Origin of the sequence: Microcoleus sp. S13_C5 (genome assembly GCF_036700845.1) — a bacterium.
In the GTDB taxonomy this organism is placed as follows: Bacteria; Cyanobacteriota; Cyanobacteriia; order Cyanobacteriales; family Microcoleaceae; genus Microcoleus.
Genome location: NZ_JAUBPR010000119.1, coordinates 1 through 19,551, shown reverse-complemented (window position 1 = coordinate 19,551; position 19,551 = coordinate 1). Strand labels below are relative to the sequence as shown.

General features: G+C 46.0%; 15 protein-coding genes. 9 read left to right on the top strand and 6 right to left on the bottom strand.

Annotated features, from left to right (window positions below; genetic code table 11):
- Positions 1-294 precede the first annotated feature (294 nt).
- Positions 295-891: a Uma2 family endonuclease gene (locus QUA04_RS23670; protein ID WP_333261525.1), complete on the top strand. Its 597-nt coding sequence runs from the start codon at positions 295-297 to the stop codon at positions 889-891.
- A 213-nt stretch (positions 892-1,104) separates the two neighbouring features.
- Here the strand turns inward: QUA04_RS23670 and QUA04_RS23665 are convergent, their stop codons facing one another.
- Positions 1,105-1,527 carry a hypothetical protein gene (locus tag QUA04_RS23665; RefSeq protein WP_333145077.1) on the bottom strand — a complete coding sequence of 141 codons (423 nt, stop codon included), beginning with the start codon at positions 1,525-1,527 and terminating at the stop codon, positions 1,105-1,107.
- A gap of 293 nt (positions 1,528-1,820) precedes the next feature.
- On the opposite strand from QUA04_RS23665, the gene gnd reads away from it, so the two are divergent.
- Positions 1,821-3,275, top strand: coding sequence for a decarboxylating NADP(+)-dependent phosphogluconate dehydrogenase (gene gnd / locus QUA04_RS23660; protein ID WP_333261523.1), 1,455 nt, complete (start codon positions 1,821-1,823; stop codon positions 3,273-3,275).
- A 66-nt stretch (positions 3,276-3,341) separates the two neighbouring features.
- Here the strand turns inward: gnd and QUA04_RS23655 are convergent, their stop codons facing one another.
- Positions 3,342-4,820, bottom strand: coding sequence for an alpha-amylase (locus tag QUA04_RS23655; RefSeq protein WP_333261520.1), 1,479 nt, complete (start codon positions 4,818-4,820; stop codon positions 3,342-3,344).
- Between the two features lie 1,110 nt (positions 4,821-5,930).
- Between QUA04_RS23655 and arfB the strand changes: the two genes are divergently transcribed.
- Positions 5,931-6,344: an alternative ribosome rescue aminoacyl-tRNA hydrolase ArfB gene (gene arfB, locus QUA04_RS23650; RefSeq protein ID WP_332960044.1), complete on the top strand. Its 414-nt coding sequence runs from the start codon at positions 5,931-5,933 to the stop codon at positions 6,342-6,344.
- A gap of 39 nt (positions 6,345-6,383) precedes the next feature.
- Here arfB and QUA04_RS23645 read toward each other — a convergent pair whose 3' ends face one another.
- Both QUA04_RS23645 and QUA04_RS23640 read right to left on the bottom strand, forming a co-directional pair.
- On the bottom strand, positions 6,384-6,653 hold the full coding sequence (locus QUA04_RS23645; protein ID WP_333038826.1) for a helix-turn-helix transcriptional regulator: 270 nt from the start codon (positions 6,651-6,653) through the stop codon (positions 6,384-6,386).
- A 234-nt stretch (positions 6,654-6,887) separates the two neighbouring features.
- Entirely contained in the window at positions 6,888-7,169 is a 282-nt protein-coding gene (locus QUA04_RS23640) for a helix-turn-helix transcriptional regulator (RefSeq protein WP_333147253.1), read from the bottom strand.
- Positions 7,170-7,349: 180 nt separating this feature from the next.
- Between QUA04_RS23640 and QUA04_RS23635 the strand changes: the two genes are divergently transcribed.
- From QUA04_RS23635 to QUA04_RS23625, 3 genes are read left to right on the top strand one after another with little or no spacing between them, the layout of a single operon-like run.
- A complete protein-coding gene (locus tag QUA04_RS23635; RefSeq protein WP_333261516.1) occupies positions 7,350-8,531 on the top strand; it encodes a hypothetical protein in 1,182 nt (393 codons plus the stop codon).
- Entirely contained in the window at positions 8,503-8,700 is a 198-nt protein-coding gene (locus tag QUA04_RS23630) for a hypothetical protein (RefSeq protein ID WP_333049195.1), read from the top strand. Before QUA04_RS23635 ends, QUA04_RS23630 begins: the two co-directional genes overlap by 29 nt.
- 28 nt (positions 8,701-8,728) lie before the next feature.
- On the top strand, positions 8,729-8,902 hold the full coding sequence (locus QUA04_RS23625) for a hypothetical protein (RefSeq protein ID WP_333261513.1): 174 nt from the start codon (positions 8,729-8,731) through the stop codon (positions 8,900-8,902).
- A gap of 466 nt (positions 8,903-9,368) precedes the next feature.
- Here QUA04_RS23625 and QUA04_RS23620 read toward each other — a convergent pair whose 3' ends face one another.
- Positions 9,369-12,914: a PAS domain S-box protein gene (locus QUA04_RS23620; protein ID WP_333261511.1), complete on the bottom strand. Its 3,546-nt coding sequence runs from the start codon at positions 12,912-12,914 to the stop codon at positions 9,369-9,371.
- Between the two features lie 676 nt (positions 12,915-13,590).
- Here QUA04_RS23620 and gcvT point away from each other — a divergent pair.
- The gene (gene gcvT / locus QUA04_RS23615; RefSeq protein ID WP_333261508.1) at positions 13,591-14,742 is read left to right on the top strand and encodes a glycine cleavage system aminomethyltransferase GcvT; all 1,152 of its coding nucleotides are present in this window, start codon (positions 13,591-13,593) and stop codon (positions 14,740-14,742) included.
- A 100-nt stretch (positions 14,743-14,842) separates the two neighbouring features.
- Here gcvT and QUA04_RS23610 read toward each other — a convergent pair whose 3' ends face one another.
- Positions 14,843-15,685: an alpha/beta hydrolase gene (locus QUA04_RS23610; protein ID WP_333261505.1), complete on the bottom strand. Its 843-nt coding sequence runs from the start codon at positions 15,683-15,685 to the stop codon at positions 14,843-14,845.
- Between the two features lie 59 nt (positions 15,686-15,744).
- Between QUA04_RS23610 and gcvH the strand changes: the two genes are divergently transcribed.
- Complete coding sequence (gene gcvH / locus QUA04_RS23605) at positions 15,745-16,134, top strand: glycine cleavage system protein GcvH (RefSeq protein WP_333261501.1); 390 nt, start codon at positions 15,745-15,747, stop codon at positions 16,132-16,134.
- Between the two features lie 308 nt (positions 16,135-16,442).
- On the top strand, positions 16,443-19,409 hold the full coding sequence (gcvP, locus tag QUA04_RS23600) for an aminomethyl-transferring glycine dehydrogenase (RefSeq protein WP_333261499.1): 2,967 nt from the start codon (positions 16,443-16,445) through the stop codon (positions 19,407-19,409).
- Positions 19,410-19,551 lie beyond the last annotated feature (142 nt).

The window sequence follows — 19,551 nt, the reverse complement described above, 5'->3', positions numbered from 1 at the left end:
TCGCTTGCTGTTGTATTATCTAAAATATGGGGCTGTTCCTATGGTAGCATAAATCATCTCTTAATTGTGCAACGCCTAAAAAAGGGGGGACAAAAGTCCAATACAAATTCCCGCTTCTTAACGAGGGTACAAAAGTTCGATTCAAAGTCCCCCTTCTTAAGGAGGATGTAGGGGGATCTAGCCTTCAAAGTAAAGCAGAGATACCTGTTTTACTGTTGAATGCGATCTTTTTGAGAAAATTGTCAGAAAGTGCGAGTTATAATAAAACCAACCTAGTTGGCGATAATATCAACGATGGAAACTATAACTCTAAACCTACCTGCAGCCGTCGCTTTAACCGACGAACAATTTTATCAATTGTCCATCGCTAATGAAGAGTGGCGATTAGAACAAACCCCGGAAGGAGAACTAATTATTATGCCTCCAACAGGCGGCGAAAGCGGCATCAGAAATTCCGATTTGACTACAGACCTAAATTTGTGGAATCGTCAGACTCGATTGGGAAAAGTCTTTGACTCTTCCACTGTCTTTCAATTACCCAACGGTGCGAAGCGTTCCCCTGATGCTGCTTGGGTACTCCTAGAACGTTGGGAAGCATTATCCGCAGAAGATAAGCGCAAATTTCCTCCCCTGTGCCCGGACTTTGTAATAGAATTGCGCTCGCAAACTGATTCCCTAGAAACATTGCGGGCTAAAATGCGGTATTATCAAACTAACGGCTGTCGCTTAGGTTGGCTAATTGACCCCCAAACGCCTTTAGTAGAAATCTATCGGTTGTCTGAAGATGTAGCAGAAGTTATTAATTTCTCTTTTGACCAACCGCCAATACTTTCGGGTGAAGATGTACTTCCCGGATTTCTTCTAGATCTTACACCTATTCTCAATCCTTGAATCTCGATTCATTTTCTTTAGTTGGCTGGCGAGAAGCCGGGTTTCTGCGAATAATTTGGGTTGAGTACGAGAGATATAGGAAGAAACCAGGTTTCTGGGATTTACTGCGTGGCGAGAAACCGGGTTTCTGCGACAATTTTTGGTTGAGTACGAGAGATATAGGAAGAAACCAGGTTTCTGAGATTCTTGTACCTCCAAAAAGTCGATCGCAAATTATCTCCCCGTCAACGTATCCGCATAAGGATCTGGCAAAGCTTGCTGCACCTCCAAAAGCGGCAAAGGATCTCCAGTCAACGGTTGACTAATCAAATTTTTTTTTAGCCCATCACCCCGGCGATCGCGCTCTTGCAGCTTCAGCAATTCCTCTTGATAAACAGCAACAATTCGCCCTAAACTCAGCACCAAATCATCCCAATTATCATCTCCCACCAACTTCTCAGAAATTCCCTCAAATAACTCTCCCGCTTGCCTTTTTTGAACATAAGCTTTCAAAAGCTTTCCCGACTTTTGCAAAACGGCCTGATAAATATCCCCATCCGACCACCACAACCCCTGTTGACTCAGCAGCCAAGTCAAAATATACTCGCGAGCGTGTTGCTCCTTCACCCAGGCCGCGAGATACTGCAAATCTTCCATAGTTAAAACAGTCTCCTCAATTTTCCTCAAAATGTCCGCTTGTTTGTATCTACCGTTACCGCGATCGACATAATACCTGCCTTATCATCACCTGCCCGCGTCATTAATACCCCTTAAATCTTAAAAAAACCCTACTGATTTACCAAACAGCAATTCTGAGAATATAAAAATAAACCTAAACCTCCTAGGTCTATTGTCCAATACTTTTAGTCCACCGGAAAGCGCTACACCCCGCCTCGCTTTCCTCTCTCGCAAATCAATCCTCAAGCGGGAACAACCAGCGGGTTATTAGCATGACAAAGCAAAATTTTGGTTTAATTGGTCTAGCCGTGATGGGCGAAAACCTAGCGCTCAACGTCGAAAGCAGAGGCTTCTCCGTGGCTGTATACAACCGCACAGCAGCCAAAACCGACGACTTCATGGCCAAACGCGCCCCCGGCAAGAACATTGTAGCCGCCAAGACTCTGACAGAATTCGTCGATGCCCTAGAAACCCCGCGCCGAATCTTAGTCATGGTGCAAGCTGGGAAACCCGTAGATGCAGTAATCGACCAGCTCAAACCCATGCTGTCACCGGGCGACATGATTATTGACGGCGGCAACTCGCTATACGACGACACCGAACGCCGCACCAAAGATTTAGAATCGATCGGACTGGGATTTGTCGGCATGGGCATCAGCGGTGGCGAAGAAGGCGCGCTCAACGGTGCTAGCCTGATGCCCGGTGGCACCCACGCTGCTTACGGCATACTAGAGCCAATTCTTACCAAAATTGCGGCTCAAGTAGATGACGGCCCCTGCGTCACTTTCATCGGCCCCGGTGGCGCCGGCCACTACGTGAAGATGGTTCACAACGGCATTGAATACGGGGATATGCAGCTCATTGCTGAAGCCTACGATTTGCTCAAAAACGTTGGTGGATTGGACGGCAAGCAGTTGCAGGAAGTTTTTGCCGAATGGAACACCACAGACGAACTCAACTCGTTTTTGATTGAAATTACGGCTAACATTTTCAAGTATATTGACCCGGAAACTAAGCAACCCTTAGTTGAGGTAATTATGGACGCAGCCGGTCAAAAAGGCACCGGCCGCTGGACTGTAATGAGTGCTTTAGAATTGGGCGTGAGCATTCCCACAATTATTGCTGCTGTGAATGCGAGAATCATGTCTTCTTACAAAGACGAGCGCGTTAAAGCTTCCCAAGCACTGACGGGGCCTAGCGGCAAATACGAAGGCGATACTAAAGAGTTTGTTAACAAAGTCCGGGATGCGCTTTACTGCTCGAAGATTTGCTCCTACGCGCAAGGTATGGCACTTTTGAGCGCAGCCTCGAAGTCGTACAACTATGACTTAAGTTTGAGCGAAATTTCCCGAATTTGGAAAGGTGGCTGTATTATTCGGGCTGGATTTTTGGACAAGATTAAAACAGCTTTCAAGGACGATCCCACGTTGCCGAATTTGCTGTTAGCGCCGGAGTTCAAACAGAGCATTCTCGATCGCCAATCGGCTTGGCGGGACGTGTTAGCTACTGCTTGCCAACTAGGGATTGCAGTGCCAGCATTTAGCGCCTCGCTGGACTATTTCGATAGCTACCGGCGCGAAAGATTGCCGCAAAACCTCACGCAAGCTCAGCGGGATTATTTTGGGGCTCACACCTACGAGCGCACCGACAAACCGCGCGGTGAATTCTTCCACTCTGAGTGGACGCAGACTGCTAAAGAGTCGCTGCAAACCGGTACTACCGATTAATTAATTTTTGTAGGGTGCGTTTCGGCGCACCTTACAGATAGACAATCAGATTACTGCCAACTAATATTATTGCTGAACCCATACGGATACTGAACCGCCTTGACAGCGAAACTCGCCCCAACCCCACTCATTAGTAGAAACAGGTTCCTGAATATGCCCTGTTAAGTCCACAAACTTAGCATAAGGCTTACCAACTTCCATCCACTTGAAACCCTCCGGGCCGTCACTCATAATTACTGCCATTGCCTGTGGATGCTTCCCATTGCCCAATCTCGTCCAGCCAATGGTATTCCAATGATCGAAATAGTCATATTGAGGGCCGTAGGCGAAGTGTTTGCGAGCATGGAGAAACTTGTCAATTAGCGATCGATGAGAGGGCAAAACAATCTTATACCGCTTGCCATCACGGCCCCAATCTTCATATTCTGCACCGTAATAGTCGCCGTAGAAAACGCAGGGATAACCTTCTCTTCGCAATAGAATAATCGCATAAGCAAGAGGTTTAAACCACGGTTCTACAACAGATTCAAGTGCTTGCAGCGGTTGAGAGTCGTGGTTTTCGACAAACGTTACTGCATTAGTCGGTTGCTGCTGCATCATTGTACCGTCTAAGATGCGCCGCATATCGTAGTTACCGCCCTGTTGGCTGGCGTAATGAAAGTTGTAATGCAGTGGCACATCAAAAACTGACATTTTGCCCTTAACTGAACCGATATACCAGTGCAGGATATCGATATTTGGTGCCCAATACTCACCGACAACAAACAAATCTTTGCCGACATATCGCTCCATTTCATCCAACCATTCCGGAAAAAACCAAGACGATATGTGCTTGATGGCATCTAAACGGAAACCGTCGGCACCTGTTGTGTCGAGATACCACTTACCCCAGCGTGTAATTTCATCTCGTACCGATTGATCCTGGAAATCTAGATCGCACCCCATTAAATATGCAAAATTGCCATTTTCTAGGGAAACATAGTCATCAAAAAATTTCCCTTCTACCAAATAGACTGTACTGCGATCGTCTTTATTGTACTCGTTGTAGTCTACTGCATCAAAATGCCACCAGTGCCATTCAAATTGGGAATATTTACCTTTGCGTCCGGGAAAGTTAAAATGGGTGTAGCTTTTGATTTCTTGCAACCCACCTTTGGGATTTAGCCGATTGTTGTCAGGATAAGGAGTTGCCTTAAATATCTCTGCTGCATCTGCACCCATTTTGTGGTTGATAACTACATCGGCATAGACCTGAACCTGAGATTGGTGCAGGGCTGCGATCGCATCCAAATATTGCTGCTTAGTACCATATTTGGTGCGGATTGAATTTTTTTGGTCGAATTCTCCCAAATCAAATAAGTCGTAAACCCCATATCCAACGTCGCTTTGCCCGCCACTTCCTTTGTAAGCTGGGGGCAGCCACAGTGCCGTAAAACCCGCATCTGCCAATTCTTTCGCCTGGTTTTTCACCTGATCCCACAGGGTTCCTTGATCGGAAGTGTACCAGTGGAAATATTGCATCATCGTGCCGTTGATATCTGCCATTTTTCACCCTTGCCTTGAGATGATATTGACAATGTAAGGCGATCTTAGGCTACAGCATTGCCCATTGTCACGATATCCGCATTAATTTTTTCTAAAACTCCGGTTTGGGTGTGATTAAAGTTTTGTTACATTCCTCAACTATAAAATCCCTTGACGTTTGTTTTCGAGATAGCTTTTAATATATTCGTCGTTAAAGAGCGATCGCCTGACTGTTGGAATAATACTTGAACTTGAGTACACACAAAAAGCCCAAGTCCAAGTTATTCAAGTTCAAAGCAAAGATTACCGGGAATCAAAACAATTCAACCAGCACTCGATCCCCACGTTTCCACGGTTTGTTGCAACCCTTCTCGGTAGCTGGGATAGCGTGGAGTCCACCCAAACTGCTTGCGGAATGAGTCGCCCCCAACGGTAGTAGAAAGCTTTAACAAATCCACTTGGGTTTCAGCAGTTAATGGTTGTCATCTGGCAAAAGGCTGAACTAAGTAAATCAACGTAATTAAAAGTAAAACTATCTCCATCTCCATATGTTAGAACCCCGAATTCTTAAAGAAGTCGGGGTTCTGGGTATTATGTTTGAGGTGGGCCTACTTACAGGCTATTCAGTTTTAGGATTGGACCGGACGCGTTGGCGAAGAGCAAGAACATCGCTAGTATTAAGTTTACGAACTTTAATTTCATAGCTTTTTTCCTCCTTTCTTTTCGTTAGTGGGAGACTGGGTTTTCCTTTTCCGTAGCTCAATAGCCACATAAACAATCGCTCTAGAAATATGCGCCATGCTCTCAGCCTTCGCCAATTCATCCCTCCCTTCCGGGAAGAAGCTTTTGGATCTCAGAAACAAAAAAATTGGTTTGTTCCGAGTCCTAATCATAGATTAACGAACCTATACACTTATTGTAGAGTGCTTTTCATGGATTGAGTAGCGGCGGATAACCGAACATGGCTAGCGGGAAATAAAGGAAGAATCTGGGCCGTTTTACGGCGGGGAGTTGTCAAATACTAAACTAAGTGCATCATTCGGCGAGTGAAATCGCTGCATAGAGTCAAACTTTCATCCGCCTCCGCAGACAAGCAAGATCGACCTGTATCATTAACCTCACTGATGAATCATGCTACAAATTTCTAATACAGTGTTCATAGACGATCGCGAAATCGAGATTAGTGCGATTCGCTCTCAAGGCGCGGGGGGGCAAAATGTAAATAAGGTGGCGAGTGCGATTCACTTGCGCTTTGATATCCCAGCTTCCTCATTGCCCGATCGCTACAAGCAGCGTTTGTTGCAAATCAACGACCAGCGCATCACCTCCGAAGGTGTGATTGTCATCAAAGCCCAGGAACACCGCAGCCAGGAACAAAACCGGGAGGAGGCTTTGAGACGGCTGCAAGAACTGATTAAAAGTGCGATCGTCATACCGAAAAGGCGCAAACCCAGCAAAGCAACTCGTAGTTCCCAGCGCAAGCGTCTCGACAGCAAAACCAAGCGAGGCCAGATTAAAGCTCTGAGAGCGAAAATTACGGATTGATCGATGAAAGGTCGATCGGGCTTTTTGAGTTTTTAGTTGTCAGTCGGGATTTGGTGGGCCTAAGTCGTTAGGTAAATCGTTAAGCGTTTTTCCCAAAGCTTTGCAAAGAGCTTTCATTTGAGCAATCGTCAGTTCGGGTTCGTCTAGTCCTCGTTCCCACTTGCTAATAGCTTGCTGAGTTAGGGTTTTTGTGCGGGTTTTGTCGGGAATTTGTTTTGCTAAGGCGGATTGCGATAAACCAACAGCCTCCCGCAAGATTTGCAGTGCTGGTATATCTTTGGATTCTTGAGTTTGTTTCTTTCGGGGCATATCATAGCAAATTCACAACCAAAGTTGTTGACAAATTACTGAAATACAACTAAGGTTGTTTAAGATAGAGACAACAGAAAGGCCGCTGCTTTAGCCGGACGGTGGAAACGCTTTGGTTTAGCAAGCTGCCCTATTTGTAGTTTCTACCCATTATGCCTGCATAGCCTTAGTATTTTCCGGGCTTGGGTGCATGACTCAAGCCCGTTTCCCTAGACATTTCCCAACCCCTGCGGGTTAGTTGTCGTTCGGCGAGGGCGATCGACTTGGTAAGTCATCGGGAATTTTGGTTACGTCTAATCCTAAAAGCTCAAACATAGTTTTTAGAGAAACCTGGTACAGATTAGCCATAGCAAGTATGTTTTCAGCATTAGGTAGAGCCTTGCCTAATTCCCAGTCAGCTTGTCTTCGCTCGGAAATTCCGATTTTTTCTTTGACTTGAGGGCGTGTTAGTCCAGCTTGTTCTCTGAGTAGTCTCAATGGAGACTTCTCCTTTTCTTGTAAATCTTCTTCTATCATAGGACGAAATATTCATGATGCAAACGTCTTGACAAATATTTTGATAAGACGTAAACTTCATGTTGGTAGGCACAACAAAGGCAGCTCAACGAGCCTCCAAGGTCAAAATGCAGGTTTGAAGAACCGCCTTATTTGTAGTCTCTACTCATTATGCCTGCATAGCCTTAGTATTTTCGGGGCTTGGGCGCATACCTCAAGCCTCTTTTCCTCAACGCCGAGGAGGTGGTGCTATGTAAAAGGTCGATCGACCTCACAGAGACAGCCCAACTCAAAATTGTATCAAAGATCCAGACCAAAACTTCTACTTTGCGATCGCACAACTTCCGTGCTATCGTGCCATTTCTCGAACCATTCCAGATCATGCCCACATCAATTGACAACTTCTACCTAGGCGATGTCGCCTCCAACTTTCACTTTGCAGGCCCGCTGCTAGACTTTGAAGAAGAAATCCAGAATCAATCTCCCTTTCACGATTTAGACTACCTGACAGGCGAAATTAAAAGGGGATTCCTAGACTACGTGCGTCAAGGAATCATGCTGGACGCCATCCGAAAGCTGCGATTGTACAAAGACAAGTTCAAAACTTTTAAAAGTTACTGCGAACAAGCCTTAGGTAGGCAGTATTTTTACTGCACACAGATTATCAAAGCTGCGAGCATTTGCCTGCGCTTAATTAAAGCCGGATTTGAGATTTTGCCTAGCTGCGTTGCTCAAGTTGTTCCTTTGTTCAAACACGCAATCACCGACCAATATGGCGACTGTCGTTTACAGGAAAAGTGGCAAGAAGTTGTCGATGTCATACCCAAAGAAAGGATTACCGCAGTAACTATTGCCGAAACAGTTGACAACAATCCCAACCTCCGGCTCAAACAAATTCGCATTAAAACCGACACCTACGCCCTTTTAACGAAAAAAGCAGCCGCAGCCGGACTGTCAATTTCGGAATTTTTGGCAAGGTTGGTTGGCGAATACAATCCCAGAAATTTAGAGCAGCCAGCGGAACATACTCCCGAACAAGAGGAGATTTTAGACCAATTAGACGCGGAGTTTAAGAAGCCGGCAACGGAACAGACTTCAACTTCTGCTCAAGGAAAAGTTAAGTCTAAAGGTTTTGGAGGTAAAGTTGACCCTAAAGGTGGTAAAAGAGAAGAAGTTAAGGCTAAAAGTTCGGAAGGGAAAGTTAACGCTAAAAGTTCCGAACGTGAAATTAAGTTGAAAAATCAGCAAACTGAAATCCTAGCTAAGAAACGGTCAAATTCATTTGAGGATAAAAATCATGAAATCATCAGCCCAAAATCCGATCATGCGTCAACTGAAACTCATGGAGGTTCAATTGAACGAAATTCAGTGCCAACTAATTAAAGCCACTGTGTTGAATTGGTGGCAAATAGTTTTGCCCGACGGACAGAAAATTGCGATCGAGCACGCGGGTGCCGGACACTGGATTTTTCGGGCTAACGGGCTTGAGAAATCTCATCCTGAAGTGCGGCTAGCTGTATTAAGGGCGATCGCTGAAGGTTGTCGCCGATAAGCTACGGTTAAGGACACGGCACGGTGTCGTGTCCTTACTGGGTGATGGGGTTTGTCATGATTTGGGGATGTTGGGGCGATCGAGATTAGTTGCGATTGCGATCGGAATTTCCCAACTGTGGGGCAAAGTTAAAATTTCCCGCGTTCTGGGCCCAGGGCTGGTGTCAAGGATATATTATGGGGTTTGGGGAGCAATGCCTTAGCAGAGCCTATTCATACATCTAAGTCAAGCAGCATTAGGCTAGCCCTCAATTCGTGACATTTTCTTCCAAGACTATACTCAAAAGACATCTCCAATAATCAATTTGAAATCCTTACTCAACCATAATATCAAATCTGTTAGCTCTGTTAGCATCGAAATTATTCCTATCTCTCTTTTCTTCATCTGCGTTAATCAGCGTCAATCCCTTGTCATCAGTGGCCCGAGAAATTATCTTTTTTTCACCGCAGATGAGGGCAGATAAACACAGATTAACGCAAATGAATGAGATAAATTCCGCTTGCACCATCCATCGGTGATTGTTGACTGTTAACTGGATTTGACCATTCCGATGCAACCGGAATTTATCTCATTGAGTTTTTCGACTAACAGTCAACAGTCAACAGTCAACAGTCAACAGTCAACAGTCAACAGTCAACAATTCCGGAGGAGTGCAACCGGAATGAATATTACTCGATTTGATGAAGCAATTTCTCAATTGTCTCCACTAACGTTTCAGGCTCAACAGGCTTGGGAAGATGCCTTTGAAATCCGGCTGCTAGTGCTTGCTGTTTATTTGTCTCACCTGCATAGGCTGTCAGAGCGATCGCGGGAATCTGCCCTCCCTCATCTGTGGATAGTTGTCTGATTTGACGAATCAACTCATAGCCATCGATTTGTGGCATCCCAATATCAGCAATCAAAACATCTGGCTTAAATTTAGTGAGTTGTTGTAGCGCCTCTGTTGCTGAAGATACATAGATCACCGTGGCTCCCGCTTGCTCCAAGATACATTGAACTAATTCTAAATTGTCTACTTCGTCATCAACTGCCAGGATACATAATCTAGCCAAGGGTGAAGTGTGAGCATTGAGTGATAGATTGTCCTTGCCATCACTGTTTGCATCATTGCTTCTGGCTAATAAGGGAAGTGTGACAGTAAATGTTGCTCCCTGTCCTTCTCCAAAACTTTCGGCTTTGACAGTTCCACCATGTAGCTCAACGACGTGACGCACGATCGCTAATCCCAGCCCTAACCCACCAAATGTTCTCGTAATACTGCTATCGGCTTGCCGAAATGTGTCAAAGACATAGGGAATAAATTCTGGCTTAATCCCTTTCCCTGTATCCCTAACTTGAATTTGTGCACAGGAATCAATCGTTTTTAGCTCAACTTCAACTCTACCTCCAGTTGGGGTGAACTTAATGGCATTGGTGAGCAAATTCCAGACAACCTGTTGCAATCTGGTAGCATCTCCTAACACATCATTTACATTTGGTTCTAGCTGAGTTTGAATTTGAATGTTCTTCGCTTCGGCAGCTAAACTAACTGTTTCGATCGCAGCTTTAAGAGTTGTTTTCAAATTAAGAGGAGTAGAGTTCAAACTCAGTTTTCCTTGCAGAATGCGAGAAATATCCAGCAAATCCTCAATCAGTTGAACTTGCAACTGGGTATTGCGCTCAATCGTTTCGAGAGCTACCGCCGTCTTGCCAGAATTCAGAGTTCCCCTTCGCAGCAGTCGAGTCCAACCCAGAATCGGATTCAACGGAGTTCGCAATTCGTGCGACAAGACAGCTAAGAACTCATCTTTAATTCGGTTAGCTGCTTCTGCTTGTGTCCGTGCTTGCGATTCAGACTCGTAGAGCCGTGCTCGGTCGATCGACTGCGCTGACTGCTGTGCCAGCGCCAAAACGAAAGCGCGATCACTCTCACAAAGCTGGGGAACTGTGGAAAAACTGAGCGATAGCCCACCAACGGCTTGTCCTTCAATCAACAATGGCACTGAAATCCAGGCTTCTGAACCAACCTTGGCATAAGCTTGGGCTAAATCAGGATAACGGGCAATGCGGTTTTCGATGGTTTCTACCCAAACAGGTTGCCCACTTCGCACGGCTTCTGCCAGAGGATAGGGTGCATGAATCGAAAAACTGCGCTGAAATTCTCCTACGTGCTCATAGCCGATCGCTTGAATAATCTCCAGTTCGCTTGCATCCTGGTTTAATACCGCAACCAAACCACAACTTGCTCCCAGTGCGGACATTCCCTGTTCAATAATCACCTGAGCCACTTGAGCCGAGGTTAGCGATTCAGACAAAGCTGTCATCACCGCCAGCAGTCGAGCCGTCCGGTTAGCAGCGAGTTCGGCGGCTAATTTCGCTTGTTGTGTTTCATTATAGAGACGGGCGTTATCAATGGCGATCGCTGCTCGCTGAGCCAAATCTTCAGCCAAGGGAATGTCTTCCAGGCGATAGCGGCGATCGGATTCAGTAAACACAAAGGTAATGCTACCCAACACGCGCCCGCGTGCCTGTAGCGGTGCAATGATGCAGGACTTTAACCCAACTCCTCGTAAGATTTCCAGGTATTCAGCATTTGACACTGCTGCAACTAACTGTTCATCTGTAATCTCAATCCCTATTTCAACCTGTCCTGTTTGCATGACTTTAGCAATGCCATACCCATCATCGAGATGTCTGGGAAAGCGTTGAGCCAACTCCCAGCCCAACTTCACTTTTTCGGGATCTGAATGAGCAACTGCAACCCGATCGATTGTACGATCGTCATTCAGGAGATCGACACTACACCAATCTGCAAAATAAGGAACTGCCAGCTTTGCAACGCTTTGGAGAGTTTGTTCATACTCTAGTGAAGAGGAAAGGACAGCACTCACTTGGGCTAAAAATGCTGATTTTTGTTGAGAACTCTCTGCTACAGCACGGGCTGCCTGTTCTCGAACAAGCTGTACTCGTTCGTCTTCGGTTTGCTTGCGTTCAGTAATGTCGCTGAAAGCAGCAATGATATTGATAATTTGTCCCTCTGCGTCAAACAAAGGGGAAGCATTGATTGAGAGAATGCTGCGAGTTCCATCGGCATGACTAATGCCATGTTCAATACCATAAACAGGCTCACCTTTTTGCATCACCCTCGCAAACGGCAGTTCCTCTTCTGGGAAAGGATGACCCTCCACGGTTGTAATCAACCAGGATGGATCGTTGTAGCCTCGCTCCACAATGTCGCTGCGAGTCAATCTTAAAATCCTCTCTGCTGCCCTATTTGCGGCGATAATCTGTCCGGTAGAATCTAGAATAGTGATGCCATCAGGAATAGTTTGGAAGATGCTGGATAATTGCGCTTCACCCTCACGCAGAGCTGTTTCTGCCTGCTGGCGCTGTGTAATGTCGTGCATCACGACAACTGCACCCTGTTTTTCGCCGTTTGCGGCAATAATTGCCTGTCCAGTTGCTAACAGCATTCGCGCAGTTCCCTGCTGCGGAACAATCATCATTTCCACATCACGAACGTTCTGTCCTTGCAATGCCTGAAACAGGGGAATATCCTCTGTATTCATGCGTGTTTTGCCGTCGGGCAAATACAAGTTATAATACTGGGCCCATTGCTCCGGTGGAACTGGCTGCTGAGGTACTCCATGAAAATCTTTAGCTGCTTGGTTAAATACCGTCAATATGCCCTCGGCATCGCAAGCTACAATGCCAGCTTGAACGTTGTTTAGAATTGCCTTCAAAAAGTCCTGTTTTTTCTGAAGAGTGGCTTCCACCTGCTGGCACTTGGCGATTTCGGCTTTCAATTGTCGATCGCGTGACGATGTTTCTGTGGTTTCTTGGAAGTAAATAAGTAAGCTATCTTCACTCTTGATGAGGCGAATTCTCAACCACTTGTTGAGTGAGGGGTAGTGTTCTTCAAACTCGCTCGCCGTTTGCGTTGCGATCGCTTGATGACAATACTTACATAGCTCAGAGGTAAGATCGACCGAAAATACTGTCCTTATATTTTTGCCGATTAGGTGTTGCCGCTTCCTGTTTAAAAGCTGCTCTGCTTTATGGTTGACATAGGTGCAGTGCCACTCTGAATTAATAGAAATGAAGGCTTCAGCCATGTGATCTACGATCGCCGCAAATCGTGCTTCGAGTGCTTGGCAGTCCGTACATAGCTCTTGAGGAAAATTTACAGTAAGCTCTTCTCGATGATTCAAGGAGTTTGTACGTTCTACATTCATTGCGGTTCGTCCTGCCTATTTACCTATTATGCCAGCTATTGTTAGGGAATCAAGATATAATATGCCCAAAACCTAAGTCATTCAGTGTTTAAGCACACGGGCGATCGCCACTCATGGGAGAGTACCGCTAAAAATTCGTCTTTAATCTGGTTAGCAGCTTCTGCTTGGGCCAGTGCAAGGCGATCGGGTTCTCAGAGTAGTTATCTTTCTTGTTCTGCTTGCTTGCGCTTTGTTCACGGATGGGCATGGTGCCTACGAGAATCAAGCTAGCGTTACTTTAACAGCGAACTCATGCAAACTACGCAACTACTCAGCAACAGCCCCGACGCAACGTGGGGACTGTACTAAATCTCTGGCTTAGACATATTCTGTCATTCCTAATTGAGAATGCCAAATCTACCAGTTTGGTTATAGAAACAACCAAACCCTCTTTGTGGGCGGGTTTTAGCTATCGACAGCAATGGACTAGAACCGCTATTCTCCATAAATCAAGATTAGGGATACATCACTGCTGTGTCCTAATTTGTACCGAAACATTACCACCGCGTTCTTAAATTCGATCGCGACTTGTACCTAAACAGCATTGCCGTGTCGTTAAATTCGATCGGGCTACACACCGCGAAAACCAATTTTCCCGTAAAATCAAAACAGTCTACCCGCAACCAAAGCGCTACCTGTGGCAAAGTCAACTGAACCCAGCAATCCAGAGAGTCCGAGCCAACTTGCCCGCACGCCTCTGTACGACCTATCATTAGAACTCAAAGGCCGAATGGTGCCCTTTTCCGGGTGGGAGATGGCAGTACAGTACGCAGGCATTAGCAGCGAACACCAAGCAGTACGCCAGCAAGCAGGAATGTTCGACATTTCCCACATGGGAAAATTCTGTTTGACAGGGAAACAACTAATAGAAAAATTTCAACCCTTAGTACCCTCAGACTTGAGCCGCTTGCAACCCGGTCAAGCTCAATATACAGTCTTGCTAGATGCCAAAGGCTGCATCTTAGACGACATTATTTTCTACTGCCAAGAACCAGATGCTATCACTAGCGAAGAACGTGCAGTAATCATTGTCAATGCCGCCACTCGCATCGCAGACAAATCATGGATCACCACTCACTTAGAATTGAGCGAACTTTGTTTTACAGACATTTCCGAAGATAAAGTTTTAATCGCCATTCAAGGGCCAGAAGCTGTTAACTATCTCCAGCCTTTTGTCGAAGACAACCTCGCACCACTTAAGGCATTCGGCCACTTAGAAACAAATTTGTTGGGACAGCCAAGTTTTATCGCCAGAACTGGTTACACCGGTGAAGATGGGTTTGAAATCATGGTGGATGCCGAAGTAGGAAAAGAACTGTGGCAAAAATTGTTAGCTGCTGGCGTTGTTCCCTGCGGTTTGGGGGCGAGAGATACCTTGCGTTTAGAAGCAGCAATGGCTCTTTACGGTCAAGATATCGACGACAATATCACGCCTTTAGAGGCTGGATTGGGTTGGGTAGTTCACCTCGACACCAAAGGCGATTTTATTGGGCGCGAGGTTTTGGAACAGCAGAAAGCGAGTGGAGTATCAAAGAGGTTGGTAGGTTTAGAAATGCAGGGGCGGCACATTGCACGCCACGGCTATCCGGTAATATTTGAAGGCGAAATAGTAGGAGAAGTTACTAGCGGTACATTATCGCCTACATTGAATCGGCCAGTAGCCCTCGCATTTGTTCCCGCAAAATTAGCGAAAATCGGTCAGGAATTAGAAATAGAGATTCGCGGTAAAAACTATCCAGCTAGTGTGGTGAAAAAACCATTTTATCGATCGCCAAACCGCCCGATTTAAATTAAGTAGGCAAGCCTTAATTCAGGGGCTGACTAGGAGCAACGACAGAAAAAAAAGTGAAGTGTATGTGTTGTTGTGGGACGGGCTTCTAGCCCGTTGCTCATATTGGTCGAGAAGATTCATCTACTAGCTTAGCAAATTGTCGCAAAGTTGCAGCATAGCGATCGCCCGCCACATCCATCAAATCATTATGACCGGCCCCATCAACCCAAAAATTCAATTTCGGCTGCTTCGCCGCTGCAAACAACTGCTCTCCATGCCAAAAATGCACCACATCATCAGCCTTACCATGAATCACCAAAACAGGCGATCGAACTTTGCCAATCTTATCAATATTCACAAACTTGTCAAAGGGTAAAATAGGAATCCGCGTTAACACCCGAAAAGCCGAAACAAAGGAACTTTCAACCACCAAAGCGCCGACTTTTTCCCGGGAAGCCAAATCAATTGCCGGCCCACCCCCCACAGAACGCCCGTAAAGAATAATTTGGTTTGCAGGTACTCCCAACTGTTGCGTTAAATAATTGTAAACAGCATCAATATCACGATAAGTATTATACTCAGAAGGATTTCCCTGACTCGTCCCGTAACCTTGATAATCATAGCCAAACACAGCAAACCCGCTATCGCGAATCTCTCTGAGTAGCCACAAAATGCCGTCCAAGTCTTCCGCATTTCCGTGACTGTAAAGTATGGTATATTTAGCTTGCGGGTTAGGAAAATGAACAGCAGAAATTTTCACGCCATTAGCTGAGCTAACTTTGATAAATTCCCTGCTATCACTCTGGCTAGATGGCGGAGGTTGAAAAATTAGCCGTTCTGAAAAAAAGAAACCGTAAAAACACAGAAATGCGTAAATAAAAATTAGAGATTTCATAAGTCGTTTGACAGAAAATTCTCCGAAAAGCAAGCGTTTAATATTTTTTCTGTTCCACTTAGCCATCACTAAAGGCTCATAGTTGAATAAGATTTAACTAATACTTTTTTATTGCGAGAAAAGACATGGCACTAACATACCCGGATGACTTGAAATACCTAGACACCCACGAATACATCCGACTCGAAGGCGAAATTGCCACAATCGGCATTAGTGCCTTTGCAGTTGACCAACTCGGCGATATCGTGTTTCTAGATTTGCCCGAAGTCGGTGCAGGGTTGGAAAAAGGCGAAGCTTTCGGTACAGTCGAGTCAGTGAAAGCCGTTGAAGACTTGAAAGCACCAGTTACCGGTACAGTAGTAGAACGCAATGATGACATTATAGAGTCTCCCGAAAATTTGGCGGAAGACCCATATGGCGCTGGGTGGCTGCTGAAAGTGCGCGTTGACAATCTCAGCGAAGCCGATGATGCTTTACCCGCCCAGAAGTATCGCCAAATGGTGGAAGGCGAGTAGTTATGAGTTTTGGGTTTGGAGTTGGAATTCGGGGTTAGGACTCGTTGATTCCTCCACCATCCGCCAGGGGTTGAAACCCCTGGCTAATAGCACAAGTCGTCTAAAGACGATTGAAATACTAACCAGTTGCGCGGGGATTTGCGATAAGTGCGCCTTAATCTACAGTCGGCGACCGACGACTTTAGCTATGAGACAGGGGTTTCAACCCCTGTCGGACTGTCGGACTTTGATAGACGCAGAAAATCTTCCTTGTTTTCTTAGCAAAATGTTACAAACAAAGAAGAAAAGTCAATTCAGGAGAATCCGCCTTGGTACTCTACAGCCCTCAACTTGAACCCAACCAGCAGCAAAACCTTTCATCCATTGATGGTTTTGCGGGCCGGCACATTGGCCCGACACCCAGCGAAATCCAGCAAATGCTGGAGGTTTTGGGCCTTTCCAGTCTCGATGACTTGATTGACAAAACGGTTCCTGCGGGGATTCGCATTTCTGCACCCCTACAACTTCCCGCAGCGCAAAGCGAGTACAGCGCTTTGGAAGAATTGAAAGAAATTGCTACAAAAAATCAGGTATTTCGATCGTACATCGGCACTGGATATCACGATTGCATCACACCCCCGGTCATTCAGCGGAATATCCTAGAAAATCCCGGCTGGTATACAGCTTACACTCCCTACCAAGCCGAAATTGCTCAAGGACGATTGGAAGCTTTACTGAATTTCCAAACCATGATAATTGACCTCACGGGTTTGGAAATTGCCAACGCTTCTTTGCTAGATGAAGGGACTGCGGCGGCGGAAGCGATGGCGGTGAGTTACGGCGCCAGCAAAAAGGGGGCAAAAGTGTTTTTTGTTTCCCAAGATTGCCACCCTCAAACTATTGAAGTGGTGCAAACTCGCGCTAACCCGCTGGGAATTGAGGTAATTGTCGGCGACCATCAAAGCTTTGAGTTCGATCGTACAATCTTCGGCGCTCTCCTGCAATACCCCGCTACAGACGGCGCAATTTACGACTATAGCGATTTTATTCGATCGGCACACGAAGTCGGCGCATTAGTCACAGTAGCCGCCGACATTTTGAGCCTTTGCTTGCTCACACCCCCCGGCGAATTCGGCGCGGATATAGCCGTAGGAAGCACTCAGCGCTTCGGAGTGCCGATGGGATTCGGAGGACCCCACGCCGCCTACTTCGCCACGCGAGAAGAGTTTAAACGGCAAGTTCCGGGGAGAATCGTCGGCGTTTCTAAAGATGCCAACGGCAAATCTGCTTTACGTTTGGCCTTGCAAACTCGCGAACAACACATCCGCCGCGAAAAAGCAACCAGCAATATTTGTACTGCTCAAGTTTTGCTGGCAGTGATGGCGAGTATGTATGCTGTTTATCACGGCCCGTCTGGACTGAAAGACATTGCGGAGAAAGTATGGACTTTAACAGCACTTTTGGCATCGGGTTTAAGAAGTTTCGGATACAAAATTGGTTCTCAACCTTTCTTCGATACTTTGCGGGTAGAATTGGGAGACAAACCGCTGTCAGAACTTCTAGAAGCTGTTAAAGTTCGCAAAATTAATCTCCGAGTTTTCGATGATTCGACAGTGGGAATCACTTTAGATGAAACTGTCACCGTTGAAGATGTACAAGAGTTGTGGAAAATATTTTCACAGGATAAGGATTATATCAGGGCAGACGGGCAGAATGCTCTTAACATTCCGCTGGATGCCGACGCATTGAATTCATATTTGACCTTACCAGATTTTTGCGATCGCACCAGCAGCTATCTCGCCCATCCAGTTTTTAACAGCTACCATTCAGAAACTGAACTTTTGCGCTATTTGCACCGTTTAGAAGCCAAGGACTTATCGCTAAATACATCGATGATTCCCTTGGGTTCTTGCACCATGAAATTGAATGCAACAGCAGAGATGATGCCGGTGACTTGGGCGGAATTTGGCAAGATACATCCTTTTGCACCCCGCGATCAAACTCGCGGCTATCAAAAGATGTTCGTGCAACTAGAACAGTGGCTGGCAGAAATCACAGGTTTTGCGGGAATTTCTTTGCAGCCAAACGCCGGTTCCCAAGGCGAATACGCGGGCTTGTTAGTTATTCGCCAGTACCACGAACACCGAGGCGAATCTCACCGAAATATCTGTTTGATTCCCCAGTCAGCCCACGGTACAAATCCGGCTAGCGCGGTGATGGCGGGGATGAAAGTAGTTGCTGTCGAGTGCGATTTTCAGGGTAATATTGATGTTGCCGATTTACATAAAAAAGCCGAGAAACACAAAAATGAACTGGCGGCTTTGATGGTGACATATCCATCTACGCACGGCGTTTTTGAGGAAGAAATTAAAGACATTTGCGAGATTGTCCACAACTGTGGCGGACAAGTTTATATGGACGGCGCAAATATGAATGCTCAAGTTGGTGTGTGCCGCCCTGGTGATTTTGGTGCTGATGTTTGTCACTTAAATTTGCACAAAACTTTCTGTATTCCCCACGGTGGTGGCGGACCGGGAATGGGCCCGATTGGGGTAATGTCTCATTTAGTAGAATTTTTGCCCAGTCATTCTATTCTTAACAGTCAACAGTCAACAGCGAACAGTCAACAGTCAACAGTCAACAGTCAACAAACATCAGTTGGTGCTGTTTCCGCCGCGCCTTGGGGAAGTGCTAGCATTTTGCCTATTTCTTGGATGTACATTCGGATGATGGGAGGAGTGGGTTTAACTGAAGCGACAAAAGTAGCAATTCTTAATGCTAATTACATGGCAAAACGCTTAGAATCTTATTATCCGGTTTTGTACAAAGGGAAAGCGGGTTTGGTGGCGCATGAGTGCATTCTGGATTTGCGATCGCTCAAAAAGTCTGCAGCTATTGAAGTCGAAGATATCGCTAAACGGTTGATGGATTACGGCTATCACGCGCCGACGGTTTCTTGGCCGGTTGCTGGTACGGTAATGGTGGAACCGACGGAAAGCGAATCAAAGCAGGAATTAGACCGTTTTTGCGATGCGATGATTGCAATTCGAGCGGAAATTGCGGAGATTGAAAAAGGCAATGTTGACGCGCAAAATAACGTCTTAAAAAATGCGCCACATACCGCAGAATCTCTGATGGTTGATGAGTGGAATCGTCCTTATACTCGCGCGCAAGCGGCTTATCCGGCACCTTGGACTCGCGAACATAAGTTTTGGCCGGCGGTGGGTCGGATAGATAATGCGTTTGGCGATCGTAATTTTGTCTGTTCTTGTTTGCCTATGGAGGCTTACAATTAAGATTGTAATCCATTTAAATCTCGTTTATATCTGAGTCTAGATCCCCCTAAATCCCCCTTAAGAAGCTATGCCTTACTCACATCTTTCTTAACAAAGGTGCTCCGGCTTCAGCCGGAGCCGTCCGGGCGCTGGCTGCCTTGGA